This window comes from Anabaena lutea FACHB-196 (assembly GCF_014698305.1).
Taxonomy (GTDB): domain Bacteria; phylum Cyanobacteriota; class Cyanobacteriia; order Cyanobacteriales; family Nostocaceae; genus Anabaena; species Anabaena lutea.
The window spans coordinates 90689-116652 of the sequence record NZ_JACJST010000008.1 but is presented as its reverse complement, the minus strand read 5'-3'; the positions used below and the strand labels follow the sequence as shown (position 1 = coordinate 116652).

At 37.2% G+C, this 25964-nt stretch carries 24 protein-coding genes and 1 tRNA gene; 12 read left to right on the top strand and 13 right to left on the bottom strand.

The genetic code is table 11. The features are described from left to right. Positions 1-37: 37 nt before the first annotated feature. A complete protein-coding gene (ftsH, locus tag H6G59_RS10940; RefSeq protein ID WP_190714299.1) occupies positions 38-1933 on the top strand; it encodes an ATP-dependent zinc metalloprotease FtsH in 1896 nt (631 codons plus the stop codon). A 205-nt stretch (positions 1934-2138) separates the two neighbouring features. After that, positions 2139-2522, top strand: coding sequence for a hypothetical protein (locus tag H6G59_RS10935; RefSeq protein WP_190714291.1), 384 nt, complete (start codon positions 2139-2141; stop codon positions 2520-2522). Positions 2523-2563: 41 nt separating this feature from the next. On the opposite strand, the gene H6G59_RS10930 is transcribed toward H6G59_RS10935, so the two are convergent. Next, positions 2564-3826, bottom strand: a complete 1263-nt coding sequence (locus H6G59_RS10930; RefSeq protein WP_190714290.1) for a glycosyltransferase family protein — start codon at positions 3824-3826, stop codon at positions 2564-2566. A 426-nt stretch (positions 3827-4252) separates the two neighbouring features. Beyond that, positions 4253-4468 carry an antitoxin gene (locus tag H6G59_RS10925; protein ID WP_190714288.1) on the bottom strand — a complete coding sequence of 72 codons (216 nt, stop codon included), beginning with the start codon at positions 4466-4468 and terminating at the stop codon, positions 4253-4255. A 176-nt stretch (positions 4469-4644) separates the two neighbouring features. Here H6G59_RS10925 and H6G59_RS10915 point away from each other — a divergent pair, with 176 nt between their 5' ends. Together H6G59_RS10915 and H6G59_RS10910 are read left to right on the top strand one after the other, a co-directional pair. Beyond that, positions 4645-4935: a type II toxin-antitoxin system Phd/YefM family antitoxin gene (locus H6G59_RS10915; RefSeq protein ID WP_242038848.1), complete on the top strand. Its 291-nt coding sequence runs from the start codon at positions 4645-4647 to the stop codon at positions 4933-4935. Continuing rightward, positions 4919-5245, top strand: a complete 327-nt coding sequence (locus H6G59_RS10910; protein WP_190714286.1) for a type II toxin-antitoxin system RelE/ParE family toxin — start codon at positions 4919-4921, stop codon at positions 5243-5245. Before H6G59_RS10915 ends, H6G59_RS10910 begins: the two co-directional genes overlap by 17 nt. A gap of 151 nt (positions 5246-5396) precedes the next feature. On the opposite strand, the gene H6G59_RS10905 is transcribed toward H6G59_RS10910, so the two are convergent. From H6G59_RS10905 to H6G59_RS10895, 3 genes are read right to left on the bottom strand one after another with little or no spacing between them, the layout of a single operon-like run. Further along, positions 5397-5588, bottom strand: a complete 192-nt coding sequence (locus H6G59_RS10905; RefSeq protein WP_190714284.1) for a hypothetical protein — start codon at positions 5586-5588, stop codon at positions 5397-5399. Beyond that, positions 5585-5983, bottom strand: a complete 399-nt coding sequence (locus tag H6G59_RS10900) for a type II toxin-antitoxin system VapC family toxin (RefSeq protein ID WP_190714281.1) — start codon at positions 5981-5983, stop codon at positions 5585-5587. The genes H6G59_RS10905 and H6G59_RS10900 overlap by 4 nt, the downstream gene beginning before the upstream one ends. Before the next feature lie 4 nt (positions 5984-5987). Further along, a complete protein-coding gene (locus tag H6G59_RS10895) occupies positions 5988-6284 on the bottom strand; it encodes a hypothetical protein (protein WP_190714279.1) in 297 nt (98 codons plus the stop codon). A 529-nt stretch (positions 6285-6813) separates the two neighbouring features. Between H6G59_RS10895 and H6G59_RS10890 the strand changes: the two genes are divergently transcribed. Beyond that, positions 6814-7545, top strand: coding sequence for a hypothetical protein (locus H6G59_RS10890; RefSeq protein ID WP_242038847.1), 732 nt, complete (start codon positions 6814-6816; stop codon positions 7543-7545). Between the two features lie 18 nt (positions 7546-7563). Here the strand turns inward: H6G59_RS10890 and H6G59_RS10885 are convergent, their stop codons facing one another. Continuing rightward, positions 7564-8733: a DNA (cytosine-5-)-methyltransferase gene (locus tag H6G59_RS10885; RefSeq protein ID WP_190714458.1), complete on the bottom strand. Its 1170-nt coding sequence runs from the start codon at positions 8731-8733 to the stop codon at positions 7564-7566. A gap of 227 nt (positions 8734-8960) precedes the next feature. Next, positions 8961-9536: a Uma2 family endonuclease gene (locus H6G59_RS10880; RefSeq protein WP_190714275.1), complete on the bottom strand. Its 576-nt coding sequence runs from the start codon at positions 9534-9536 to the stop codon at positions 8961-8963. A 413-nt stretch (positions 9537-9949) separates the two neighbouring features. On the opposite strand from H6G59_RS10880, the gene H6G59_RS10875 reads away from it, so the two are divergent. The 4 genes from H6G59_RS10875 to H6G59_RS10860 all read left to right on the top strand — a co-directional run bounded on the left by H6G59_RS10875 (position 9950) and on the right by H6G59_RS10860 (position 18507). Further along, positions 9950-13936 carry a magnesium chelatase subunit H gene (locus tag H6G59_RS10875; RefSeq protein ID WP_190714273.1) on the top strand — a complete coding sequence of 1329 codons (3987 nt, stop codon included), beginning with the start codon at positions 9950-9952 and terminating at the stop codon, positions 13934-13936. Positions 13937-14080: 144 nt separating this feature from the next. After that, complete coding sequence (locus tag H6G59_RS10870; RefSeq protein WP_190714272.1) at positions 14081-14656, top strand: Uma2 family endonuclease; 576 nt, start codon at positions 14081-14083, stop codon at positions 14654-14656. 168 nt (positions 14657-14824) lie between these two features. Continuing rightward, on the top strand, positions 14825-17188 hold the full coding sequence (locus H6G59_RS10865) for an nSTAND1 domain-containing NTPase (protein ID WP_190714270.1): 2364 nt from the start codon (positions 14825-14827) through the stop codon (positions 17186-17188). After that, complete coding sequence (locus H6G59_RS10860) at positions 17185-18507, top strand: ATP-binding protein (protein ID WP_190714268.1); 1323 nt, start codon at positions 17185-17187, stop codon at positions 18505-18507. The genes H6G59_RS10865 and H6G59_RS10860 overlap by 4 nt, the downstream gene beginning before the upstream one ends. A 278-nt stretch (positions 18508-18785) precedes the next feature. Here the strand turns inward: H6G59_RS10860 and H6G59_RS10855 are convergent, their stop codons facing one another. The 5 genes from H6G59_RS10855 to H6G59_RS10835 form a co-directional block, all read right to left on the bottom strand. Continuing rightward, the gene (locus H6G59_RS10855) at positions 18786-19229 is read right to left on the bottom strand and encodes a type II toxin-antitoxin system VapC family toxin (protein WP_190714266.1); all 444 of its coding nucleotides are present in this window, start codon (positions 19227-19229) and stop codon (positions 18786-18788) included. After that, positions 19217-19438, bottom strand: coding sequence for a hypothetical protein (locus H6G59_RS10850; RefSeq protein ID WP_190714258.1), 222 nt, complete (start codon positions 19436-19438; stop codon positions 19217-19219). Before H6G59_RS10850 ends, H6G59_RS10855 begins: the two co-directional genes overlap by 13 nt. Positions 19439-19472: 34 nt before the next feature. Next, entirely contained in the window at positions 19473-19673 is a 201-nt protein-coding gene (locus tag H6G59_RS10845) for a hypothetical protein (protein WP_190714479.1), read from the bottom strand. A 179-nt stretch (positions 19674-19852) separates the two neighbouring features. Further along, positions 19853-20023, bottom strand: coding sequence for a photosystem II assembly protein Psb34 (gene psb34, locus H6G59_RS10840; RefSeq protein ID WP_190714256.1), 171 nt, complete (start codon positions 20021-20023; stop codon positions 19853-19855). Between the two features lie 369 nt (positions 20024-20392). Next, a tRNA-Val gene (locus H6G59_RS10835) sits at positions 20393-20465 on the bottom strand. Positions 20466-20609: 144 nt separating this feature from the next. Here H6G59_RS10835 and H6G59_RS10830 point away from each other — a divergent pair. From H6G59_RS10830 to H6G59_RS10820, 3 genes are all read left to right on the top strand, one after another. After that, complete coding sequence (locus H6G59_RS10830) at positions 20610-21209, top strand: metal-binding protein (RefSeq protein WP_190714253.1); 600 nt, start codon at positions 20610-20612, stop codon at positions 21207-21209. Positions 21210-21232: 23 nt separating this feature from the next. Further along, positions 21233-22033 (top strand): nucleoside triphosphate pyrophosphohydrolase, encoded by an 801-nt coding sequence (mazG, locus tag H6G59_RS10825; protein ID WP_190714251.1) that lies wholly within the window; start codon positions 21233-21235, stop codon positions 22031-22033. Between the two features lie 165 nt (positions 22034-22198). Continuing rightward, entirely contained in the window at positions 22199-23506 is a 1308-nt protein-coding gene (locus tag H6G59_RS10820) for a glutamate-5-semialdehyde dehydrogenase (RefSeq protein WP_190714249.1), read from the top strand. 950 nt (positions 23507-24456) lie between these two features. Here the strand turns inward: H6G59_RS10820 and H6G59_RS27825 are convergent. Continuing rightward, a complete protein-coding gene (locus H6G59_RS27825; protein WP_422602235.1) occupies positions 24457-25890 on the bottom strand; it encodes an isochorismate synthase in 1434 nt (477 codons plus the stop codon). Between the last annotated feature and the right edge of the window lie 74 nt (positions 25891-25964).

The window sequence follows — 25964 nt, the reverse complement described above, 5'->3', positions numbered from 1 at the left end:
AATATCAGCTTATGTCAAAAGAGAAAGGGTAAATATTATGACAAATCTTGGCAAAAAGGCATTGAAGAAACAGCGCTCAACAAATGGTATTGCTTGGACTGGGGCTTTAGCAGCCAGTATGATTATGTTGCCAGGAATTGTTGGCGCTTCTCCCGTCTTGGCACAAAAAGCAGCGGCTAATTCCTTAAGTTATGGGCAATTGCTCCAAAAAACAGAGCAAGGGGAAGTTAAAAAAGTAGAACTTGATGAAACTGAACAAATAGCTAAAGTTTATTTGGCAGACCAAAAACCAGATGCACCACCTATACCAGTAAGACTTTTAGATCAAAACTCGGAGTTAATTAACAAACTCAAAGAAAAGAACGTTGAGTTTGGTGAGGTTTCCTCTGCTAACAGTAGGGCTGCGGTGGGGTTGTTAATCAATCTGATGTGGATTTTGCCATTGGTAGCTTTAATGCTTTTGTTCCTCCGTCGTTCTACTAATGCTTCTAACCAAGCGATGAATTTCGGCAAATCCCGCGCTCGGTTCCAAATGGAAGCGAAAACAGGAGTAAAATTTGACGATGTAGCTGGGATTGAAGAAGCGAAAGAAGAACTCCAAGAAGTTGTGACTTTCCTCAAACAACCAGAGAAATTTACTGCTGTAGGTGCAAAAATTCCTAAAGGTGTATTGTTAATTGGACCACCAGGAACTGGTAAAACTTTACTCGCAAAAGCGATCGCAGGGGAAGCTGCTGTCCCATTCTTTAGTATTTCCGGTTCCGAATTCGTGGAAATGTTTGTGGGTGTGGGTGCTTCCCGTGTCCGCGACTTGTTCAAGAAAGCCAAAGACAATGCTCCTTGTATCATCTTTATTGATGAAATTGACGCAGTCGGTAGACAACGGGGTGCAGGTATCGGTGGTGGTAATGATGAAAGAGAACAAACTCTCAACCAGCTATTAACAGAAATGGATGGTTTTGAAGGTAACACAGGCATCATTATTATTGCTGCTACCAACCGTCCCGATGTTTTAGACTCCGCACTTTTACGTCCTGGTCGTTTTGACAGACAAGTAACTGTTGACGCACCTGATATGAAAGGACGTTTGGAGATATTACAAGTTCATGCCAGGAACAAGAAATTAGATGCTAGTGTGTCCTTAGATGCGATCGCTCGTCGCACACCTGGATTCACCGGCGCAGACTTAGCTAACCTCCTCAACGAAGCCGCAATTCTCACCGCTAGAAGACGCAAAGAAGCGATTACCATTCTAGAAATTGATGATGCAGTAGATCGAGTTGTCGCTGGAATGGAAGGTACAGCATTGGTAGACAGCAAAAATAAACGCCTAATTGCTTACCATGAAGTCGGACACGCTTTAGTGGGTACGTTAATTAAAGACCATGACCCAGTACAAAAAGTTACCCTCATTCCCAGAGGACAAGCCCTGGGATTAACTTGGTTTACGCCCAACGAAGAACAAGGACTAATTTCTCGTTCTCAAATCCTAGCGCGGATTCTAGCAGCGTTAGGAGGTCGTGCTGCTGAGGAAATTGTTTTTGGTAAGGCGGAAGTAACCACAGGTGCTGGAAATGACTTACAACAAGTCACAAACATGGCACGACAAATGGTAACACGGTTTGGGATGTCGGAATTAGGACTGGTTTCCTTGGAAAGTCCAAATCAGGAAGTATTCTTGGGGCGTGACTGGGGGAATAAATCAGAATATTCTGAGGAAATAGCCGCTAAAATTGATACTCAAGTCCGGGTAATTGTTAATAATTGCTACATCAAAGCCAAAGAACTGTTACAAGAAAACCGCCTGGTTTTAGAGCGTTTAGTCGATTTGTTAGCAGAACAGGAAACAATTGAGGGGGATTTATTCCGCAAGATTGTCAATGAAAATACGCAAACTCAAGTTACAGATAAAAAGTTAGCTGTGCCGTATTAGGTAATCATTGAGAGTCAATGGTCTAGTTGAAGAGACTATTGACTCTTTTGATTAATGAAAAAATTAAAAAGACTGTTCGAGAACTTTTTATTTTAAGTTGTGATTTCTAATCGCCTAGAGATGCCTACCTTGGCAAAATTTACTCAGTAAGTCGATTGAATCAGAAATTAAGGTAAAATTAGACATTAGAGAATTAAATCACGCCATGTTTGATATATTGCCCTTTAGATTTGAATTAGATAAAATTGCGATCGCAGGAGCCTGTGTATGGTCTTTGGCGCTGTATATCGGTTTTGCTTCAACCAGGGAATGGGTGACAGAGCAATTGAACAGGTGGTTTAACTTTGCAGAACGCTTTCTCTACACCAGTCAATCAGAATTTGAAAAAACACGTAAAGCCAGAGAATCGCAAAATGCTTTTTACGCTTCACTTTTTAGCATTGTGCCTTTCATAGTATTTGGTGCTTTATGTAACTGGGGTTTGGAAATCAGTTTAGGTGATAGCTGGGGAATTAGCACCGGCATACTTGCTTGTATGGGTACAGGTATTTTTGAATTAGGACGCAGAGATGGAGAATCTTCAGATTAAAACAATTCGTATTTAATTTTCAGTAGATGTTTATTAAATACTCAAACTTTTTCCAACTCTTCTTTTACCAAACTTGCTAATTTATCCGCTGCACCACTTTCACCCCTCACACTGCGAAGTTTATCTCGCATAGCGTCCAATTTTTCAGGATTTTCTAAAAAGTCTAACACCATTTCCCCAACTTCTGAGGGTTGGAGTTTACCCAAAAGTTCTGGTACTATTTCTTCTTGCGCCCAAATATTCGGCCAAGCTAATAAACCTATGCGTTTGATCAAAAACCAATTAATCAATTTGGCAAAATTTGTACCCACTCCCGGTAAATTAGCCAACAACCCTGGTAAACCATCCCAAGAACGCATAGAATCCATTTGTTGAGTAGGTAATAAAACAATCATTGGCACTGCTAAAGCACCAAGTTCAGCCGTGTTTGCACCAACTGTAGTTAAGCAAATACTGCACTGAGATAATAATTTATATGCTGGATTTTCTTGCCACAATTCGATAGTTAATCCTGTTTCTGTTTTCAATATTGGTTTATCTGTTTCTGGGATAATTAAAGCAGCACTATTAGCGCCAAAAATTTGCATAAAAGGGTTTTTTTGGGAATCTGCAAAACTGGCTAAAGTTTGTAAATTCAAAGTTGGTGCAACAGGAATCACAAACTTAGTTTGAGGTCTTTTGGTATGGATATATTCAGCAATAGCTAAAGTTAATGGTACACCTTGGGTTAATTTCGCGGCTTTTGAACCTGGTAAAATCCCAATCATTTCAATTTTGGATTTTGGATTTTGGATTTTGGATTGTATCTCATCTTCTGCGGCTGCTTCTAACATCAAATCGCCAACAACGGCAAATTTATCAGCATATTTAAGAGAGACATTTTTTGCAACTTGAGCTTTCATAATGGCAAATTTATCTATAAAATTATGCCAACGCGCTTCCCATTCTGCGTAAACTACTGTTTTATATGCTAATTTTTTGCCAATAATAACCGGGAAAATTTGATCTCCACCCAGAAATATCACTACACCTTGATTTCTCCAGTCCCAATTTTCGGCGGTTTTTCCCCACAATAAAAACTGCCAAAAATGCTCAGGTGATTGAACTCTATCAACTTCTTGGTAAGATTTTGCTATAGCAGTTTCTTTGCCACTAGCATGGGGACAAGGTGATAATATTACAGAAATTCTCACTTGTAAACGATCATTTCCTAGTTGTTGTCTCAATGCTTTAACAACAGGACGTACCCAGGTTGTCACTTCTCCTGGGCCATTGGAGAGAATGAGAATATCTACTGGAGTCATTTAATTATTACCTATCAAAATCTAAGTTGGATGTAGGTATATAGTATCTTAAGTTTTGTATCATAGGTGAATCAAATTAATAACCAAACTAAATAACGATGTATCATGGTAATTAGTAGCATAAATGGGTAATGTTTTTCTTGCTGCTTTCAAAGTATACCAAGTAAGTTACAGCTTGATTTACTAATAGCAGAATATGGCATTTTTGATAAGTAAACCTAGTTGGGTAAGACTGATGTCTAAGGAAAGAAAAAGTAATAAAGAAGTTAAAAAGCCTAAGAAGGATGCCAAGGATAAAAAGGATAAAAAAGATCCAAACAAATAGGATCGTTTAGGTAAATAACTGTTACCAACAGTAAATTCAAAAGAATTCAGCGCGATCACTACATGAAGTTTGTGCCATTATCAACTTCTGGAAATACAAATTTAATTGTTACTTTCCATTAACGATAACTTGCGTTTATTTTCCATACATTCACGCAGATAAAGATTAATTAAATTCAAATAAGAAATACCTGTTTCTTGAGCTATTTCTTCAAAGTATTGAATAACATCCTTTTCTAAATCAATTGTAACTTGTTCTTTTAACTGTTTAGAATAGGGATTTTTAACGGATTTAGAAAAATTATAATTTTCTCTCATAGGAACTCCTGATATTGTTTTTGTTCTAGTTTATCTGCTTTTCTGGCTGAAATAATCCTAATTATTGAATCATTTTCTCGATAACAATGACAAACAACTAAAAGGCGATAATATCTTCCCTTGACAAAATATTTTCATACAATTAACATGAAATTATCAAATAATTTATCGAAATTATGATGTTTAGCCTAAGCAATATTCACCCCTTATCAGAATTTCAGCGAGGAGCAAAGATGTTTCTGGATAAGTTAAAAGAAACTAAATCTCCTATTGTGCTGACTGTGAATGGTAAAGCTGCTGCTGTGGTTCAAGATGCTGAAAGTTATCAAAAACTTATTGATAGACTTGAATTACTTGAATCTATTGCTAAGATACGTAAAAGTATAAATGAGTTTGAACAAGGCGAGGGTATGCCCTTAAATCAAGCATTTGCAGAATTTAAGGAAAAATATGGCATACCGGATTGAGATTTCACCTAGTGCTATTGCTGATATTGAGAGTATTTTCCTGTGGATAAAAGAGAATTCACAGGAAAGAGCTTTTAGTTGGGTGCGGGGATGTTATGAAATTATGCTGACGTTGGAAAGTTTTCCACAACGTTGTTCTTTAGCTATGGAAAGTCAGTATATGGAAATTGAAGTTCGACAACTTCTTTATCAAAAACAATTTTTAATTTTATTTACGGTTAAAAATCTGGAGGAAGAGGAAGGAGTTGTATATATTCATCGTGTTCGTCATGGTTCTCAGCAGAGATTGGAAAATATACAGGATTTATGAGGAGGTGAGTGATAAAATTTGAGACTAAATAGCGATACCTTCGGTCAGCGCTTTGCTATCGCTCACAACTACCCTAATTTTAGACGAACTGACAAAAGCCCTCCGGGCATCCAAGAAACAGCGCTTGCGCTATCGCACTCCCAACTTATTCCTAAACAGCGATCGCTTTCCTACGGAACACTACGTGAACGGTCAGCACTTCGCGATCGCTCACAACTACCCCAATTTTCGGCGCACTGCTTGCAGCAGTGCTTATGCTATCGCTATTCCAACTTATTCTTAAATGGCGATTCTTGCGGAGTGCTTCACTATGGTTCATAAATTGCGGGTATGATTTTATCATAACCAATTTTCTAATTTAAGTCCTTCAATTCTAAACAAATCAGAATCATTAGAAACGAGAATTAAATCGCGGACAATTGCTGTAGCTGCTATTAAAATATCAGCATCTTGGATAGGAGTACCTCTGGTTTTTAATTTGGCATGAATTTCACAGGATTTTTCAATAATTTCTAAATCATCTAAAAATAATACAGGATAATCATTACAAAATCCATGAAAATCTACCAATTGTTTAGTAGCATTGAGAGATATCAAACCTCTTTTTATTTCATAGTAGGTGATACAACTAATAAATATTTCTGAACCAAGAAAGCTTAACTCTCTCAATTTATTATTTATAGTTATATTTTTCTTTAGCGCATAACTAACAATATTTGAATCAAGTAAAAAATTCATGGGTTTATTTTCTGGCTACTGCTGCATCAAAAATCGCTATTTCTTCTGGTGTTAAATCATTTAATGTCCCAGCAACAGCTTCTAATGTTAATATTTTACTAATTCTTCTGCTTAAATCATGTTCTTTAATTGCTCTCATTTCTTCTGGGGAAAATCTGCTAAATAATTCTATTAACATTTCAGTCATTTCATATTGATCTAATTTCACCATGTAGAAACTACTACCACGAAATAGTTTATCTACAACATGAGAAATGCGTTCTGTTAGTTCTTGTTGATAGTCGGTTAATTGTTCTTGCATGTTGTTTACTCTGTTTGTGTTTTGTAAAAAGCTAATTCTTATTTATATTATATCGTTCAATAAATTAAGTTTTTAATACTCATTCCCAAACAGCGATTTCTAGGTCGCGCTATCTCTACGAGTCCCGTAAGGGATACGCGATCGCACCCCAACATTCCCAATTTTAAACGATCGCTCTCCCAACTTATTCCTAAATGGCGATCGCTTTCCTACGGAACACTACGTGAACGGTCAGCACTTCGCGATCGCTCACAACTACCCCAATTTTCGGCGCACTGCTTGCAGCAGTGCTTATGCTATCGCTATTCCAACTTATTCTTAAATGGCGATCGCTATTGCATAGTATTTTTGTACTTATTTAGATTTTACACCAACAATCAAATACAATTTCAGTAGATATGACAGTTTAGGGGGTAATTTTGGGTAATACTAAGAAAGCTCAATAAGTTAAATATAGCTTTGTATGTCTACTGAATTAACTGCTGAAACTTTAATCCCACTTTCTGTCCAAGAACGGAAAGCACTAATTTTGCATCATGCTTCATTAATTGATGTGACTCACATCGCAGATGAAGATTTACACATAGCATATAAATATGGAAAAATTATTTCCTCAATAGCACCAGCTTACTTTCAATACCAAATTGCACAAGACAAGCAGAATGGATCTGTTTTAGAATTAGATAGACAATCTCAACTCATTGGTAGTAAAACTGAAAAATTTGCAGATGATTTTATTGAGTGGTTAAAACTAGATTTTGAAAAAAAAAGTGCAATACTTGATCATCATCCTAACCCATCCAATCTTTTTGAACTCTGCGGAGCTAAATTGCTAGTTACCAGCAACTCAGTGACAAGAAGTCTGAGTACAACAATGGGAAGTCTCTGGGAAAAGATATCTAATATTAGTCCTTATATTATTAACCCGGAATTTGAATTTGGAATTAAAATTACTGGAATTGATATTCTAGTTTTTTCGGAAGAAACGGTTAAGTTTGCACAACTAAAAACTCTAAAAGGAACATTGACTGGTTCTCAAGTACCAAGAGCAAAAAAAGAATTGAGTATCCATCAAAGCCCTTTGTTTATAGCAGCTTTTGATTTAGGTAAATGGACTTTTTCAAACAGAAGTAACATTCCTCGTATTGCTGGTAAACAATTTTGGAACATGATTTGTATGGATTATGATCTAGTTGAAAATCATATACGAGATATGTTACAGAAAATTGATAAAGCTTTTGCTGAATTGGCTACAAAATAAACACTTGCTGTTTTATAATTAAAAAAGCGATAATTGTTCAGAAATTTCTTTCCCTTTTGCTTTATTTCCTTGAATTAAGTTGAAAAGATAACTACCAATTTCTTTTGCAAGTAATACAGGAACTGCATTACCAACTTGTTTGTATTTAGAACTAACAGAACCATAAAAAATCCAATCATCGGGAAAAGTTTGAATTCTTGCAGATTCACGAACAGTTAAAGAACGCAATTCTACAGGATGACACATATCTGTAGCTTTTTGATGTGGACTTGTTGTGATTGTTGGAGAAGGTTTATTCCAAGATAATCTTCTATAAAAACCTACTTTTCCACCTCCCGAATTATAAGCACCTCCCATAGCTTCTTTTTTTAATTCTTCCGGTAAGTGTTTCCAGTTTTGTCCAGCTTCCAATAATCTTAAATATTTTAAGCGACTTTCTGTATAAGCCATAAATTCTCGTTCCGTATCAACTAAATCTGTTATAGCATCTCCTAAAGTCCGCCATTTAGGTAAAATCTTTCCATCTTTACAATATTTGGGAATAGGAAATGTAGCAGCTTCACCATCTCTAGAACCAATAAATACTACACGCTCTCTATTTTGTGGAACACCATAATCTGCTGCTTCTAAAAGATTATAAACGACGTTGTAGCCTATTTCCTTCATTTCTGATAATACTACTTTTAAAGCAGAACCAGGCATTTCATCAGGTTCTAAAGGAGGGTAATCTTTTCCGCGTTGATTAATTGGTCTGTGACGCAGTGGAGCAGAAAGCAAACCTTTAACATTTTCCATTAAGAAAAAACGGGGTTTAACTTCTTTAACAATGCGAATAAAGTCCATAAATAAACTACCGCGAGGGTCCATAACCGAACCTCTTTTTCCTGCGGTGCTAAATGGTTGACATGGTGGACCACCCGTTACTAAATCTACTTCTCCAGGTTGTAAAACACGACCTAAATTCAAAACTATTCCCCCTTCTTCAAGTAATTGTTGAGAGGTGACATTTTGTATTTCTCTGGGAATTGCACTTTCTTGCAGAAATGGACGATTAAGAGCTATTGTTTTGACAGCATCACGATCTTTTTCGACTACAGTTACAGTATGAAAACCTGCTTGTTCTAATCCTAAATCTAAACCATAAGCACCTGTAAATAATGAAATACAAATAGCTTTACCATCTATCACGGTTGTTGCTCCCAAAAAATTGCTAAGATAAAATAAGTAATTATATAATGAGCAATATAAAAAACTTGCTCATATATGATTAACTAGATCAAGTGTATCACTATATTTAATTCGTGTCTAGCTATACTAATTTTCCTATATTTTTTTCTAACTATTTATTAATATGTATTATAAATTAATTATTTCCTAATTTTCCAAACATCTCCTCAGAGACGGAGATTGAAAGATTACCAAATCATCCCTAAATTCAAAACAAAACCCTTTAAAACATCTTCCCCCGAAACCGTAGCAGGAGAATCTAAAACCTCAACTTCTTTTCCTTGTCTATAAATCTCCACTTGACGAGATTTACGATTAATTAATATACCCAAACGCACTCCATTATCTATATATTCCTTCATCTTTTCTTGTGTAGTCTTCAAACTATCACTAGGAGAAAGTAACTCAATCACAAAATCAGGGCAAATAGGAGGAAACTTTTGTTTTTCCTCATCAGTTAAAGCATCCCATCTTTCTAACTTTATCCAAGAAGCATCAGGAGAACGATCTGCACCATTTAGTAATTTAAAACAAGTGGAAGAATCAAAAGCGATGCCAGTACCATCAGCATCAGTCCAATTCATTAATTGTTGAGTGATTCTACCATTACGATTTCCCGTTTCTCCTCCCGTTGGTGGCATAATTATTAACTCTCCATTTGCATTTCTTTCAAATCTCAATTCGCGGTTGTTTTGACATAGCTGAAAAAACTGCTCATCAGTCATTTCTATTAATGATTTCAAATTGACAGTTAAAGCATTCATGGTCATATCCTCATTGAATGTTTAGGGAGAAATTTTAACTATCTCATATCCTATTCTATATTATTAGTTACCAATGAATAGCTTTATTTTGTCATAATATTGGAGCTTTTAGTGTCAAATAGAACTATAAAATGTTAAAATTACTGAAAATTTTTTGTTATTTTATAACTAAGTAATTGTTTAACTATGTAAACAGAATTTACATATAGGTGAGAGAATCCGCATTTTTTGTTAAGCTTTGTAAATAAATGTGTCGTTTTCTATATCATTTTGTGTCAGATATAGGACAAAATCCCCACAGAATGGGAGTTTTCTGATAAAAAACTCTTATTGCCGAAAATAATTGGAGTTAGAAGCGGTGACATCAGCCGTGAAAAACTTCACGAGAACACGCCTGAAAGGAGCTTATTTGAATGTTTACCCAAGTCAAGTCCACTATTAGACATATTGCACCTGACGATTTACGGGGACGTAAGTTAATCAAGGTTGTCTATGTCGTACTGGAATCTCAATACCAAAGTGCATTATCACAAGCGGTACGGGAAATTAACGCTAATCATCCCAGCGTAGCGATTGAAATCAGTGGATACTTGATTGAAGAACTCCGCAACTCTGAAAACTATGAGGAGTTGAAACGCGATATAGCTAGTGCTAATATATTCATTGCTTCACTTATTTTCATCGAAGACTTAGCTCAGAAAGTAGTTGCGGCAGTTGAACCCCATCGTGATAATCTAGATGTGGCGGTTGTCTTTCCCTCCATGCCCGAAGTTATGCGCCTCAATAAAATGGGTAGCTTCTCTTTGGCGCAGTTAGGACAATCTAAGAGCGTCATTGCTAATTTCATGAAGAAGCGCAAGGAAAAATCTGGCGCTGGTTTCCAAGACGGAATGCTGAAACTGTTGCGGACTCTTCCCCAAGTGCTGAAATTCCTACCAATGGAAAAAGCACAAGACGCGCGTAACTTCATGCTCAGTTTTCAGTATTGGCTAGGTGGTTCAGCGGAAAACCTGGAAAACTTCTTGCTGATGCTGGCTGATAAATACGTATTAAAAGGCGTAGAAAAAGAAAACTTTGCTGCTGCTGACTATCAAGCACCAGTTGTTTACCCCGATATGGGGATTTGGCATCCGTTAGCGCCGAGTATGTTTGAGGATGTGCGAGAATATCTGAACTGGTATTCTGCTCGCAAGGACATCTCCAAAAATTTAAAAGATCCTCTCGCACCATGCGTAGGTTTGGTATTGCAACGGACTCACTTAGTTACTGGCGATGATGCCCATTATGTGGCAATTGTTCAGGAATTGGAATCATTAGGGGCAAGAGTTCTACCTGTATTTGCTGGTGGTTTGGATTTCTCTAAACCGATAGAAGCTTACTTTTACGAACCTACAACTAAATTACAGTTAGTAGATGCGGTAGTTTCTTTGACTGGTTTCGCTTTGGTGGGTGGACCGGCTAGACAAGATCATCCGAAAGCTATTGAAGCATTAAAACGGTTAAATCGTCCCTACATGGTGGCCTTGCCTTTGGTCTTCCAAACCACGGAAGAATGGCTAGATAGCGATTTGGGGTTACATCCCATTCAAGTGGCTTTACAGATTGCTATACCTGAACTTGACGGGGCAATTGAACCGATTATCTTATCAGGTAAAGATGGGGCAACCGGGAAAGCGATCGCACTCCAAGATCGAGTAGAAATCGTGGCGCAACGAGCGTTAAAATGGGCAAATCTCCGCAGCAAACCCAAATTAACCAAAAAAGTCGCCATTACCGTTTTCAGTTTCCCTCCCGATAAAGGTAACGTGGGAACAGCCGCATACTTAGACGTATTCGGTTCTATCCATGAAGTTATGAAAGGACTGAGAAACAACGGTTACGACGTGCAGGACATTCCCGAAACTCCCCAAGAGTTGCTAGAACAAGTCATCCACGACGCACAAGCACAATACAATAGCCCCGAACTCAACATTGCTTACAAAATGTCTGTGCCAGAATATGAAGCACTGACACCATACTCCCAACGCTTAGAAGAAAACTGGGGACCACCTCCCGGAAACTTAAACAGCGACGGACAAAATCTGTTAATCTACGGTAAGCAGTTTGGTAATGTCTTCATCGGAGTGCAACCAACATTTGGTTATGAAGGCGACCCCATGCGCTTGTTATTCTCTCGTTCTGCTAGTCCTCACCACGGTTTCGCAGCTTACTACACCTATCTAGAAAAAATCTGGGGCGCTGATGCTGTGTTACACTTTGGTACACATGGCTCATTGGAATTCATGCCTGGTAAGCAAATGGGAATGTCTGGTGACTGTTACCCAGATCAACTAATTGGCTCAATTCCGAATCTGTATTATTACGCAGCCAATAACCCCAGCGAAGCTACAATTGCTAAACGTCGCAGTTACGCAGAAACAATTTCTTACCTGACACCACCTGCGGAAAATGCCGGTTTATACAAAGGTTTGAAAGAACTCAGTGAGTTAATTGCTTCTTACCAAACTTTGAAAGACACAGGACGCGGTGTTTCCATTGTCAATTCCATCATGGATAAATGCCGCATTGTCAACTTAGACAAAGATATTGAGTTACCAGAAACCGACTCTAAGGATATGTCCCCTGAAGAACGGGATAATATCGTTGGTAGCGTTTATCGTCGGTTGATGGAAATTGAATCGCGGTTGTTACCTTGTGGACTGCACGTAATTGGTAAACCTCCAACAGCCGAAGAAGCGATCGCAACTTTGGTAAATATTGCTAGTTTAGATCGTGAAGAAGATAATATCATCGGTCTACCCAGCATTATTGCTCAGAGTCTGGGACGCAACATTGAAGATATCTACAGAAGTAACGATGCCGGCATTTTAGCAGATGTCCAACTCTTACAAGATATCACCCTCGCTACCCGTGCGGCTGTCACAGCATTAGTACAAGAACAAATTGACGCAGAAGGTAGAGTTTCCCTAGTTTCCAAGTTGAATTTCTTCAACATGGGTAAAAAAGAACCTTGGGTAGAATCTCTGCACAAATCAGGTTATACCAACGTTGACACCTCTGCGTTAAAACCCCTGTTTGAATATTTGGAATTCTGCTTAAAACAAGTTTGTGCAGATAACGAACTCGGTGGACTTCTCCAAGGTTTAGCCGGTGAATACATCCTCCCCGGACCCGGTGGTGATCCTATTCGTAACCCTGATGTATTACCCACTGGTAAAAATATACACGCCTTAGATCCCCAAGCTATCCCCACATCCGCCGCAGTCCAATCTGCGAAAATCGTCGTTGATAGGTTGTTGGAACGGAACAAGTCTGAAAATGAAGGAAACTGGCCAGAAACCATTGCCTGTGTCCTCTGGGGTACAGATAACATCAAAACCTACGGTGAATCCCTCGCCCAAATTATGTGGATGATTGGTGTGCGTCCAGTTCCCGATGCTTTGGGACGGGTGAATAAGTTGGAATTGATACCTTTAGAAGAGTTGGGACGACCCAGAATTGATGTTGTAATTAACTGTTCTGGTGTATTCCGCGACTTGTTCATTAACCAAATGAACTTGCTTGACCAAGGTGTGAAAATGGCTGCGGAAGCTGATGAACCCTTGGAAATGAACTTTGTCCGGAAACACGCACTGCAACAAGCGGAAGAAATGGGCATAAATCTGCGTCAAGCTGCAACTCGCGTTTTCTCTAATGCTTCTGGTTCTTATTCTTCTAATATTAACCTGGCAGTGGAGAATAGCACTTGGGATAGTGAAGCTGAATTGCAAGAAATGTATTTGAAGCGCAAATCTTTCTCTTTCAATTCTGATAATCCTGGTGTTATGGATGAGTCACGGCAGATTTTTGAAACTACTTTGAAAACTGCTGATGCAACTTTCCAGAATCTCGATTCTTCAGAAATCAGTTTAACAGATGTTTCCCATTATTTTGACTCAGATCCTACTAAATTAGTTGCAAGTCTGCGTGCAGATGGCAAGAAACCATCTTCTTACATTGCAGATACAACTACAGCGAATGCACAGGTGAGAAGTTTATCGGAAACTGTGCGTTTAGATGCGCGGACGAAGTTGTTAAATCCCAAATGGTATGAGGGGATGTTGTCTCACGGTTACGAAGGTGTGCGCGAACTTTCTAAACGGTTGGTAAATACCACTGGTTGGAGTGCAACTGCTGGTGCTGTGGATAACTGGGTTTATGAGGACACGAATGAGACGTTTATTAAAGATGAGGAAATGCAGAAACGTTTGATGAATCTCAATCCTCATTCTTTCCGCAAGATTGTTTCTACTTTGTTGGAAGTGAATGGTCGCGGTTATTGGGAGACAAGTGAGGAGAATTTAGACCGGTTGAGAGAGTTGTATCAGGAGGTGGAAAATCGGATTGAAGGTATAGAATAGGTTTAGATGGGCAGGTTTTATACCTGCCTATTTTTGATATTTTTATTTTTTTTTTGCACGCAGAGGCGCAGAGGCGCGGAGAAAGAGAGAGATTGGTTTATGATTTGAGTAAAGCGATAATTTTTGTATTTGTGGGATGTGGTTATGGATGCTTTAACTGTGAGTTTAAAATCAGTGATAGATATGACTGATGAGCAGTTTTTTCAGCTATGTCAAAATAACTGCGAATTGAGATTTGAAAGAACAGCAAATGGGGATTTAATTATTATGCCACCAACGGGAGGAGAAACGGGAAATCGGAATGCGGGTATAACTGCTCAAGTTTGGATTTGGAATGAGCAAAATAAAGAAGGTATAGTTTTTGATTCTTCCACTTGTTTTAAATTACCTAATGGTGCAGACCGTTCTCCTGATGCTTCTTGGATAAAGTTAGAAAGATGGAATGCTTTAAGTGATGAGGAAAAGGAAAAGTTTCCTCCTATTTGTCCTGATTTTGTAATTGAGTTACTTTCTCCTAGTGATAGTTTGAAAACTACACAGGAAAAGATGAGGGAATATATAGATAATGGTGTACGTTTGAGTATATTAATTAATCGTAAATCTCGACAAGTGGAGATTTATAGACCAGGAAAAGATGTTGAGGTTTTGGAATCTCCTGCTACGGTTTCGGGGGAAGATGTTTTAAATGGTTTTGTGTTGAATTTGGGGATGATTTGGTAGTTTATGAGATAGGGCAAGAAGTAATTTTTTAATGGATACATTAACTAGATATCGCCAGCTTGTACAATAAATATTACAGGAATATAGTAAAGTACAACCAGCTTACGGCAATATAGAAGTAGAGACAAATGTAATGGCTGCCTTAATCCTTAAATTTGTAATCCCTCAATGACTACCTTAGTTATTAATCCTTATAAAGCCGGTCCACCAGTTACAGGTTCAGATTTTTATGGTCGTAAAGATTTACTAGCAAAAGTTAACCAAGCTTTAGCTAGTTCAAATGTTGTATTGCTACAAGGGCAGCGTCGTATCGGCAAAAGTTCATTTTTACAAAAATTATACAATTTTTTAAAGGATGAGAAATCAGGAATGGGGAAGGTATTGCCTCTTGTTCCTGTAATATTTGATATTCAACGTTATGTGCAAGATACCTTGCCACAGTTTCAAAATCATTTAGCCAATGCTATTGCTAAAGAAATTAATATTGAAGTACCCACCCTTAATCAATGGGAATCTAGTCATACACTATTTAGAGATGAGTGGTTGCCTCAAGTTTTTGAGAATTTAGGAAACCAGGAACTTGTAATTATAGTAGATGAGTTTGATAATTTAGGTGAGCAGACAATTAATAAATCTACAGAGGTTTTAGTTTCTTTTTTAGGCGAGTTAGTAAAAGGTGAACACCAATTAAAGTGGGTTTTGACAGTTGGAAAAGACATTGGTAAATTACCCATACAATATGATCCTATAGTTAGTTCATCTAAAGAAGAACGAATTAGTTTTTTTTCTCAACCAGAAACAAAACAGCTAATAATTCAGCCTACTTTTGGAATACTGACTTATGAAGAAACAGCTATTGATAGGATTTATGAATTAACGAATGGACAACCTCATCTCACGCAAGCATTATGTTCTGAAGTATTTGAATACGTAGTTTTAGATGAAGAAAGAGAAATAGCAACTGTTAATGATGTAAATTTTGTAATACCTAAAACTCTTCAAGCTTATCAAGGTGCTATTGCTAGTATTGCTCGTGTACCTACTATTGAGGAACGTGTATTAGCTACTGTTGCGAGTTTAACATCTGATATAAAAAAAGCTAATAGAGATAACATTGTTCACTTATTAATGGAAAACCGGGTTCACTTGAACAGAGAGGAATTGAACAATACCTTAGAAAGTCTTATAAAATGGGAGTTATTGAAAGGTAATAATCAGGCTATTGGTGTAGCTGTGGAAATAGTAAGAATTTGGGTAACAGAGAATATACCTTTAGAACCTAGCAGGGAAGAAGAGATTGATATTCACCAAATTTTAGCAAATAATCGCTGTGAATTGGCAGATAAAGCACGTCAGGCTGGCAGTTATGATTTTGCTATAAAAGATTATAAAGAGGTACTCGTACATATACCAAATCATTGCAGTGCTTTGCGGGGATTAGCTGATATATATTATCTTACTGAAGATTTAGCTGGCAGAGCAGAAGCACTATGTAAACTATATTTGTATGATCATAATGTTTTACCTGAAATGGTAGAAGCTTTAGCAAAATATGCCCAATATGCTGAAAATAAAGGTGATTTTTCTGTAGCATCTGAGCAATATGAAAAATTAATAAAATTACAAAATAGTAATGAATGGCAGAGGGGATTAATAAGAAATCTGACAGAACAATTGGAGAAATGCCTAGAGGAAGTTGAAACTTTGTTAAATATTGAGCAAAGGAATAACTCTTTTGATCCAGAAGAAGAATTAGCATTTATTCAAGAGATTCCTGATGAAGAAGATTTAACAGGAAAAACACAAGAAATACAAAAGATTAAACAAATCGAGGAATTTGAAACACAGAATCAACATAATGCCATGAAAAATAATTCTGATTTATCATCAGAAACAAAAATAAATCATAGAACCTATATAGTGCAAAGAAATAGTAGTATTTCACCGATTGACCTTGCTCGTAAACAAGAAAAGATTAGATCAGAAAAAATACGTATCTTAGAATCTAAAATAATATCTATACAAGAAAAAATCATTAAAAATAATTTTAATTTAAGCACGGATAATGATGAATATATTTATGATAATTTAAAAATTCAGGAGCAGAAAGTATGGGTTGTGCTTACACGAATACAGATATCAAAAGCAGATATCAATCCGGCAACTGCGGCCAAATTAGTCTTATCTTTAGAAGAAGCAGAAGTACAATTAAGTAACAAAGAACTAAGGATTATAACTAGTTATGCTGTTCAAGACTTTTCTGCCCTGTTTATTACAATATTATTTATCGCCTATATTGTCTTGGTATTTCTATTCATTAAGCAATATCTTGTTGGTTGGATAATTAATATCTTTATTGCATTCCTTACCATATTTATTGCCTGTATTTGCTTTATAGGAATATTTACGCCTATAATTTTATTATTAAGTGGTATTTTTGATAAAATTGAAGAGATTTATCATCCCCTAATAATTATGATTGCAAAAACCAAATTAAAAACGTTAAAAACCACGTTGGAGGATAAATCATGAAAAGTTTAATTAATCCTTTTCTCCGGAATAGTACACCACCGGAACAAGCTATTATAGATCGCAAAAGAGTAAGTAAATTTTTTAGCTCTTTGATAGCTGAGGGAGGTGCTTTAGAAATATATGGTGAGCGAGGTATTGGCAAAAGTCTTATGCTTAAATATATTTCTAGTCCATCTGTTGATTTGACACTGAATAACTTCCAGAATTACATTTTTGTTTTTTTAAATTGTTCAGATAGTGTTCATCCTAAAACAGCAAGTCAATTTTGGTTTCAATGTACAAAAACTTTAGATAGAAAACTTGAAGATAGCCCTATAAAAGAAAAATGTAAGGCTTTACTGCAACGGATAGAAGAAGGTGCTGAACTGGGAGCTAATGATTTTCATGATGTTCTTGATGTAGCAGCAGAAGCAAATAAAAGAATAGTTTTAGTATTAGATGATTTTGATGCTTTAATAAGAACTGATACAGAACATCTTGATAGCAGTCGTACATTTCTACAAGGTCTTCGTTCTCTAACTACACGAGATTTCAATAAAGCTAACTTAGTTCTTGCTACTCGCTACTCACTTCAAAAATTATGCAAACCTTTAGCTGTTCAAAATATATCACCATTTGAGAATGGGTTTACAAGTTGTCGTTTACAACTATTTCGTGAAGATGATATTTTAAAGCTCCTACATAGGATTGAACAAACAGATCAACCCTTATTTACTTCATCTGAATCTCGTTATATTGCTTATTTATCGGGTTATCATCCTCAGCTTGCTGAAATGGTGGCCTCTGAAATTTTTGATCATCGTATAGATGTGGGCGCACCTCTAAATGATTTAACACCAGTAGGAGAAAAATTTCAAAGTGTAGCTAGTCCAGTATTTGAAAGATTTTGGGAAGGATCTAGTCCAGATGAACAAATGCTTTTAATGCTAATTGCTTTACAAAAGCTAAAAGGAAAAGTTACTAATTCCAAGTATGATTTAAGTGATATAACTTCTATTTTTATCCAAAAAGAAAGGGAGCTAATTGAATTAAATGCACGGGGATTATTGAATCGGACACAAACTAATCCACCAACTTGGGAAATATTCTCACCTATTTTTGAATGGTGGATACTTAAAGAAATTGAATCATCAACCCCAGAACAACTAGATGAGAGACGTAGAGTATGGGGAAGCTTACTGACTCAAAAGCAAGCTGATAAGATTGGACAAACTTTAGACTTTTTGAAGAACAATAAGGATTCAATCATAGCATTTGGACGATTAATTATTAAATTAACTGGTAAGGATTTGGATTTACCTATGCTTGGTGGAGGTTGAACATAAATGTATGCCAAAATCCTCTACTAGTAATTAGGGGATTTGGGAGAGAGCGATAGCGCAAGCGCTGACTTGTCAGTTCGCTGTTTAGGGGTTTGGGGGAAATGCGATAGCGCAATCGATGACTTGTCAGTTCGCTGTTTTGGTTTGTGTGGAAGTACGATAGCGTATCCCTGACGGGACTCAAAGAGATAGCACTCCGTAGGAATCGCTGTTAGGTATGAGGAGGATGCGATAGCGCAAGCGCTGACTTGTCAGTTCGCTATATTTAAAAACACCTAACTTATCAATTGATTTAAAACCAACACAGTTAACCCAGGTAAAGAAGGTAAACGTATATCATTAGTCAAGAAAAAAGAAGCACCTCCATAAATAGCAGTGGCCATTTGAATAGCATCCGGTGTTCTTAAATTATAATCTGCTCTTAATTTAGCTGCATTTTCAGCAATATCTGGTAAAACTTCAATACTCGTTAAACCTTGTGAATTGAAAAGAATATCACGATATTGTTGAGCTAATATTGTATTTCCTGCACGTAAAGGATAAACTAAAACTTCTGATATAGTTAAAACCGACGTGACAACGCTAAACTCTTCCTTATACATAGCTGTAAAAAACGTATCTGTAACTTGCAAATAATGAGGATTTTCTTCTATAAAATAAATTAGCGGTGCAGTATCTAAACCTATAATTTTACCCTGTAACTTATTTAGCCATTCCATGAATCACGTTCCTGATTAACATATTCCTGAGCGTCAATATTTACCCAAATTTCCTTACCTAAACCACGCAATTCTAAAATACTACGCTTTGGTTTTGATGTCATTTCCAATTGTTGACGAATTAAAATAGATAAATTTTCAACTAATTTAAGCTGTTCTTCAGGAGTCAGATTTTTAGCTTGCTCTAACAATTCTTGATAATTAGGCATAGATTTTTTGCTTATTTATAGTTTTTATCCTAATTTAACTATACGCTGTTTTAGGGATGTTGGGAGATGTAGGGGAAATGCGATAGAGAAGCGCTCCGTAGGAATCGCGTGGATCAAGGTTTAGTAGTAATATTTTACTAAAAGTGACAATAATAAAACTTTCTGAAATCTCAGATGGTAATTCTCTAAGTTCTATCTTACCGTGTTTGTAAACACCTTCAATTGATAGCAACATAGTTTTTACCATTATTAATCAAATTTAACTTATATATAGCAATTCTAATTTAACTATACGGAGAAATCAGAGGATTTGATGAAAGAAAATTAAGCAATAAAAAACCCCGGCGAAACTAACCGAGGTTTATAGGAGAAATAAGAATGACGATTTAGACACTAATACCAAAACTAAAAAGATTAACTGACTCCTAACGCAATTAAAACTATAGATGAGACGAATAAAATCGCTACTGCACCTTGAAAGGCGTAAATTTTTTGTTGCTCTTTAGTTGGATATTCTGCGTAGTAAAGTTTTGGCTCAGTAGAGTAGTTATTGAGAATGCCGTTTTCGTTAATGGTGGTATACATAATGTTTTTCTTTTGGGTTGTTACTTTATGTAAATAAATATAACAAGTTTGTTACGAAGTGTCAATAGAACTTGACAAAAAATAATAGATGGCGTTAATAAGGCTTGCTTATCAGCGATGGGGAAGAACCACAGCTATGCAGACAAGACATGAAGTGATTTCCCGCAGGGAAGTTCATCTGTGCTGGTTTCCAGAGGAAATGTAACAAAAGCGGGTTGAAAAAATATATAAACTCAATCCGTAGAGTATGTTAAATAATTAATCTAAATATGTCTTGTCAAGACTAAACAAATTTATTCCTATAAAAAATTTAGCAGTTCACAAATTAATTGCAAACTGCTATCTTAAGAATTTTGTTTTTATTGTAAATGGGCAGTACCAGACTCGAACTGATGACATCCTGCTTGTAAGGCAGGCGCTCTACCAACTGAGCTAACCGCCCGTTTTTCTCACTTGTTTAATATAACATAGCTGTTTGGAATTTTGCAAGTCTTTGGGAAAATTTTTTTGTATATGCTTTTAAGAACTATACTTACTCAGTACGGGCTAAACGCCGAGCTACCGCTAACAGCAGTCAGGACTGAATATGCCTTCTGGTCAGACGCACGATCGCATTACTATCTGGTCTTTGCCATTTGTGGCGGGTGTGACAATGGTTTCCACTCGCAGCAGTAATATGACGTTGTTGGTGGCGGGGGGGTTTATGTTTGGAGGGCTGATGTTTGGCCCCGATTTGGATATTTACTCGCGTCAGTTTCAGCGTTGGGGGTTTTTGCGTTGGATTTGGCTACCTTATCAAAAAAGTTTGCGCCATCGGTCTTTTTTGTCGCATGGGCCGATTATTGGTACGACTTTGCGGGTGGTATATCTGACGAGTTTTCTCGTGGTTGTGGGGCTGATAGTTTTGGTGGTTTTTGCGAAGTTGGGTAATGTCGCTTTGAACTGGGGGGAGGTTTGGAGGAGTGTAGGGCGATCGCTCTCTCTTTATTATGGAGAATTTTTGGCTCTGTTTCTTGGCTTTGAAATTGGGGCGATGAGTCATTCTCTCAGCGATTGGACTGGTTCGGCTTATAAACGTTTTCAGAAACAAGGAATTCAAGGGTTACTTCCTAATGGCAAAATTAAGAAGCGTAAGCCGACGCGGGGTGTAAAGGCGGTTAAAAAACGCAGAGGTACGCAGAGGTAAACGCAGAGGGAAGAGGAGGTTTTATGGAAGGTAATGAGTCTTTGGTAGCTTTGCAGGAGTTAATTGAGGTGGTGGCGAAATTGCGATCGCCTGAAGGTTGTCCTTGGGATTTGGCACAAACGCCAGAAAGTCTTACGCCTTACGTGATTGAGGAGGCTTATGAGGTGGTTGATGCGATTCAAACTGGGGATAAAGGTGCGATCGCTGAAGAGTTAGGTGATTTATTATTACAAGTGGTATTACAAGCGCAAATTGCGAGTGAATCTGGTGATTTTTCTCTCCAAGATGTGGCTAAGGGTATTTCTCAAAAGTTGATTCGTCGTCATCCTCATGTTTTTGGTGATGTGAAGGTGCAAAGTATGGATGAGGTACACCAAAATTGGGAAACTATCAAAGCGGCGGAAAAGGGAGAAACTCCAGAATCACAAAAACTTAGTGATAAACTTAGTCGTTATCGGCGTAGTCTTCCTCCATTAAATGCAGCGATGAAGATTTCTCAAACGGCTGCAAATGTTGGTTTTGAGTGGAATAATGTTGATGAGGTGTGGGAAAAGTTTCACGAAGAGTTAGGGGAATTTCAACAAGCTTTAGCTGAAGAAACACCGGCAAGACAAGAATCAGAATTAGGTGATTTGCTATTTGCAATTATTCAAGTTGCTAGATGGCATAAACTTGACCCCAGTGCAGGTTTGCAAGGTACAAGTCAGCGATTTATTCAGCGTTTACAAAAAATGGAAAACGTTATTGAACGTCCGCTTACAGATTACAGTTTAGAAGAATTAGATGCTCTCTGGCAACAGGCAAAAGCTCAACTTGGTCATTAAATATTGTGAATAGGGGAAAAGGAAATTAACTCCAAATCATCAATTTTGATCAACCCGTCTTCGGTAAACTTGATACACTGCTATCATACAGCGGATTTCAGGTGAATGAAGTACAATAAGGTTTTAGTGCTGTAGACTACTACTGTAAGTAAATTTATTTTTACCATGACCACTGTAGCAGTTGTTTATTCTTTAATTCAGATTGCTCAAAAAACCCGTCAAGCTGCTAGTAAGCTGGGAGTTCTTTCGACTGAGGACAAAAATCATGCTATTGAAGCGATCGCTCTGGCTTTAGAATCAGCTAAAGATGATATTCTCCAAGCAAATCTGGCTGATTGTCAAGCAGCGACAACCGCAGGAATCGCTAAACCCCTTTATAAACGGTTGCAGTTAGATGAACATAAGTTAAGAGATGCGATCGCTGGAGTGCGAGATGTGGGTAAATTAGCAGACCCTGTGGGTAAAGTGCAAATTCACCGCGAAATTGACACAGGCTTAATTCTCAAACGCATTACTTGTCCTTTGGGCGTTTTAGGAATCATTTTTGAAGCCCGTCCCGAAGCAGCAATTCAAATTGTTTCTTTAGCAATAAAATCCGGTAATGGTGTAATTCTTAAAGGTGGTAAAGAAGCTTTACGTTCTTGTGAAGCCATAGTGAAAGCCATTAAACAAGGTTTATCTCATACTGCTGTTAACCCCGATGCCGTGCAGTTGCTAACCACCAGAGAAGAAATTTTAGAACTTTTACATTTAGATAAATATGTAGATTTAATTATTCCCAGAGGTTCTAATTCTCTTGTCCGATTTGTACAGGAAAATACGCGAATTCCAGTATTAGGCCATGCTGATGGAATTTGTCATCTTTATGTAGATAAAATGGCTGATATTGCTAAAGCTATCCATATTACTGTTGATGCCAAAACCCAATATCCATCAGGTTGTAATGCGATTGAAACTTTATTAGTTCATAGCAGCATTGCTGCCGACTTCCTCCCCAAAGTTGCCGCAGCTTTACAAACAGAGAATGTTGAATTAAGAGGTGATCAACGCACTTTACAAATTTTAGATAATATTGCGGCTGCAACAGAAACCGACTGGAAAACAGAATACAGCGATTTAATTTTATCCATTAAAATTGTTGATTCTTTAGAAGAGGCAATAACTCACATTAGCGAATATGGTTCTCGTCACACAGAAGCCATTATTACTGAAGACTTAAAAGCTGCGGAAACATTCCAAGCTTTAGTCAATGCAGCTGGAGTTTATCACAATTGTTCAACTCGTTTCGCTGATGGTTTTCGTTATGGTTTTGGTGCAGAAGTGGGAATTAGTACCCAACAAATGCCACCTCGCGGCCCAGTTGGTTTAGAAGGTTTGATAACTTATAAATATCAAATGAGTGGTGATGGTCATATTGTATCTAGTTACACGGGTGCAAATGCTAAATCATTTACACATCGAGATTTGGATTAACGAAGGCAGGAGTCCGTTTTTGTAACGGGGATTTATGCCCCTTACAAAAACTTTTCGCCTTAATACCAAATTACAGCAGATTGCAGATCAATGAGGTACAGAATCAAAATTGAAACCTAGACACCAAGCCAGTTTTACTCCTGACTCCTGACTTTTGACTCCTGAATTCTGCTGTAATATGAAGCTGCATAGAATACAATATCAAGAATAATCGACCGCAGATGAACGCAGATAAACACAGATAAGGATGGTTCAATCTATGGATTTAAGGATTCTGTGCAGCCTCACATAGAATTGGTATAAGCAGAAGCAATTTTAGATTTTTCTAGTCAAGCTGATGTAATTCGCTGGTTAGAAAATTTCGATAAATGTGGCTCGTAATCTGTAAAAAACTTGACATTTATGGTTATTTGCTGTACATATAGAAGATGTGTCGAGGTCATCGACACCACTCGTCAGAACCTTGAAAACCGCATAACTTCGTTGATTGGTGTCGATTGCTTTTGTAGTAAGGGTTTCGACTGTTGAAATAGGCAGTTTTTTTATCAATAAGCACTGCTTTTTTGTCAATAAAAAAAGTGGTGTCGATTTGGGTATCTGAAACTCTTGCTCAGTAAGGTTTCTAGAAGTTAACTCTTTCCAAACCAACTTCCCCGCAAGGGGATGGAAACAATCCTTCAGCCACAAGCAGGTGATACATCAAGCTATCTTTCCAAACCAACTTCCCCGCAAGGGGATGGAAACTGCTCTGTTTTTGCGTTACCGAGTTGTAACCCTAGATTTCTTTCCAAACCAACTTCCCCGCAAGGGGATGGAAACTACTTGATTGAGGCTAACGCCTTCATCGTTCATCAGCGCGTCTTTCCAAACCAACTTCCCCGCAAGGGGATGGAAACTCGACCCGTTGAACTATAGGTTTGTACTCATACCCCTTTCCAAACCAACTTCCCCTAAACTAAGGCTTTGAGTAATGCTTGCAGTTTCAGTTGTACTTCAGCAAATTCTTTCTCAGGATTAGAACCTGCAACGATACCAGCACCTGCATAAAGTCTAGCGCGATTGCCATCAATTAATGCCGAACGAATCCCTACAATAAACTCACAATTACCCGAACCATCTACCCAACCCAAAGGTGCGGCATATAAACCTCTTTCAAAACTTTCATAATTACGAATTTCTGTACAAGCAATATCTCTAGCTGCACCTGCAACCGCTGGTGTAGGATGTAATTGTCCGACAATTTTTAAGGGGTGGACATTAGCAGGAACTACAGCACTAATGGGTGTCCATAAATGCTGAATATTCGATAATTGTCGCAGACGTGGTGATAGAATTTGTGGAAATAAACCTAGTTGTGATAGACGTTGTGTAATAAAGTCTAGTACTAGTTTATGTTCATGTTTTTCTTTAGTACTATTAATTAATTTATTAGCATTTTCTGCATCTTCTCTAGGAGTTTTACCTCTGGGGGCAGAACCTGCTAAAGCATCAGTAATTAATTGTTGATTTTGAATACTAATTAGGCGTTCTGGACTAGCACCAATAAAATTTTGTCCTTTGCCGTTACTTGTAGAAAAAACATAACAATTAGGGTGGAGTTGCCGGAGATTATTTAATGACTTGAATAAATTAAAAGCATTGCTTGAACTGACATCGAGAATATCCGCTAAAACAATTTTCCTTAAATTATTAGCTTGGATTTTTTCCAAAACTGATAATACTGAATGTTTGAATTTATCGGGATTGGTAATATTCTTTTTGAGTAAGTTGACAGGAAAGATATCACTATGAAGTGAGTAATTTTCTAAAGATTGGATAATTTCAATTTTGCTTTTTATTTCTTGTAATATTGTTTGAATATTAACATCAGAATTAATAATACTATTTATGACTAAGGTGCAGCATTCATTTTTTACAGCTACTTGCAAATGTGGTAGAAAAATAGTAGCAGCAGGAAATGGATAATTCGGTTGGTGATGCTGTTCAAAAAAACTGAAGCAACAAAAAAAATGAATTCCGGCAAAGGAATGAATTCCGGCAAAGGGTTGACGGCTATTGCCAAAATGAATTACATTTCTTAAAAAATTTCTGATAAATTCCTCAGCTTTAGTAAACCTCTCTTTACCGCCAATCTCTAATTTTGCTATAGCATCAATTGCCGCAATCGCTTCACCTTTACTTTTGTTTTCAAAGTAAAAATTTAAGGTGTTTGCTTGGGAAAATTTATCTAAAACAACTAAAGGATCAATTAAGTCAATCTCTAGAGAAATACTCACAATTTGCTGGGGATGATTTTTGCAGCACTTTTTCTGAACTGCTAACAGCAATTGATGCAAATCTTTATAATCTACAAAGAACCTGCTGCGACATGGTGAAATTGTCATGGATGTGTAAGTTAATTTTTTTTAAGTTATCTTCCTAAAGCGTAATAAGTCATGGTCGTATTTCTATAGGTAGC

Coding starts and splice junctions, on each gene's coding strand:
- ftsH (WP_190714299.1), top strand. CDS start 38: ATGACAAATCTTGGCAAAAAGGCATTGAAGAAACAGCGCTCAACAAAT.
- H6G59_RS10935 (WP_190714291.1), top strand. CDS start 2,139: ATGTTTGATATATTGCCCTTTAGATTTGAATTAGATAAAATTGCGATC.
- H6G59_RS10930 (WP_190714290.1), bottom strand. CDS start 3,826: ATGACTCCAGTAGATATTCTCATTCTCTCCAATGGCCCAGGAGAAGTG.
- H6G59_RS10925 (WP_190714288.1), bottom strand. CDS start 4,468: ATGAGAGAAAATTATAATTTTTCTAAATCCGTTAAAAATCCCTATTCT.
- H6G59_RS10915 (WP_242038848.1), top strand. CDS start 4,645: ATGATGTTTAGCCTAAGCAATATTCACCCCTTATCAGAATTTCAGCGA.
- H6G59_RS10910 (WP_190714286.1), top strand. CDS start 4,919: ATGGCATACCGGATTGAGATTTCACCTAGTGCTATTGCTGATATTGAG.
- H6G59_RS10905 (WP_190714284.1), bottom strand. CDS start 5,588: ATGATAAAATCATACCCGCAATTTATGAACCATAGTGAAGCACTCCGC.
- H6G59_RS10900 (WP_190714281.1), bottom strand. CDS start 5,983: ATGAATTTTTTACTTGATTCAAATATTGTTAGTTATGCGCTAAAGAAA.
- H6G59_RS10895 (WP_190714279.1), bottom strand. CDS start 6,284: ATGCAAGAACAATTAACCGACTATCAACAAGAACTAACAGAACGCATT.
- H6G59_RS10880 (WP_190714275.1), bottom strand. CDS start 9,536: ATGAATGCTTTAACTGTCAATTTGAAATCATTAATAGAAATGACTGAT.
- H6G59_RS10875 (WP_190714273.1), top strand. CDS start 9,950: ATGTTTACCCAAGTCAAGTCCACTATTAGACATATTGCACCTGACGAT.
- H6G59_RS10870 (WP_190714272.1), top strand. CDS start 14,081: ATGGATGCTTTAACTGTGAGTTTAAAATCAGTGATAGATATGACTGAT.
- H6G59_RS10865 (WP_190714270.1), top strand. CDS start 14,825: ATGACTACCTTAGTTATTAATCCTTATAAAGCCGGTCCACCAGTTACA.
- H6G59_RS10860 (WP_190714268.1), top strand. CDS start 17,185: ATGAAAAGTTTAATTAATCCTTTTCTCCGGAATAGTACACCACCGGAA.
- H6G59_RS10855 (WP_190714266.1), bottom strand. CDS start 19,229: ATGGAATGGCTAAATAAGTTACAGGGTAAAATTATAGGTTTAGATACT.
- H6G59_RS10850 (WP_190714258.1), bottom strand. CDS start 19,438: ATGCCTAATTATCAAGAATTGTTAGAGCAAGCTAAAAATCTGACTCCT.
- H6G59_RS10845 (WP_190714479.1), bottom strand. CDS start 19,673: ATGTTGCTATCAATTGAAGGTGTTTACAAACACGGTAAGATAGAACTT.
- psb34 (WP_190714256.1), bottom strand. CDS start 20,023: ATGTATACCACCATTAACGAAAACGGCATTCTCAATAACTACTCTACT.
- H6G59_RS10830 (WP_190714253.1), top strand. CDS start 20,610: ATGCCTTCTGGTCAGACGCACGATCGCATTACTATCTGGTCTTTGCCA.
- mazG (WP_190714251.1), top strand. CDS start 21,233: ATGGAAGGTAATGAGTCTTTGGTAGCTTTGCAGGAGTTAATTGAGGTG.
- H6G59_RS10820 (WP_190714249.1), top strand. CDS start 22,199: ATGACCACTGTAGCAGTTGTTTATTCTTTAATTCAGATTGCTCAAAAA.
- H6G59_RS27825 (WP_422602235.1), bottom strand. CDS start 25,890: ATGACAATTTCACCATGTCGCAGCAGGTTCTTTGTAGATTATAAAGAT.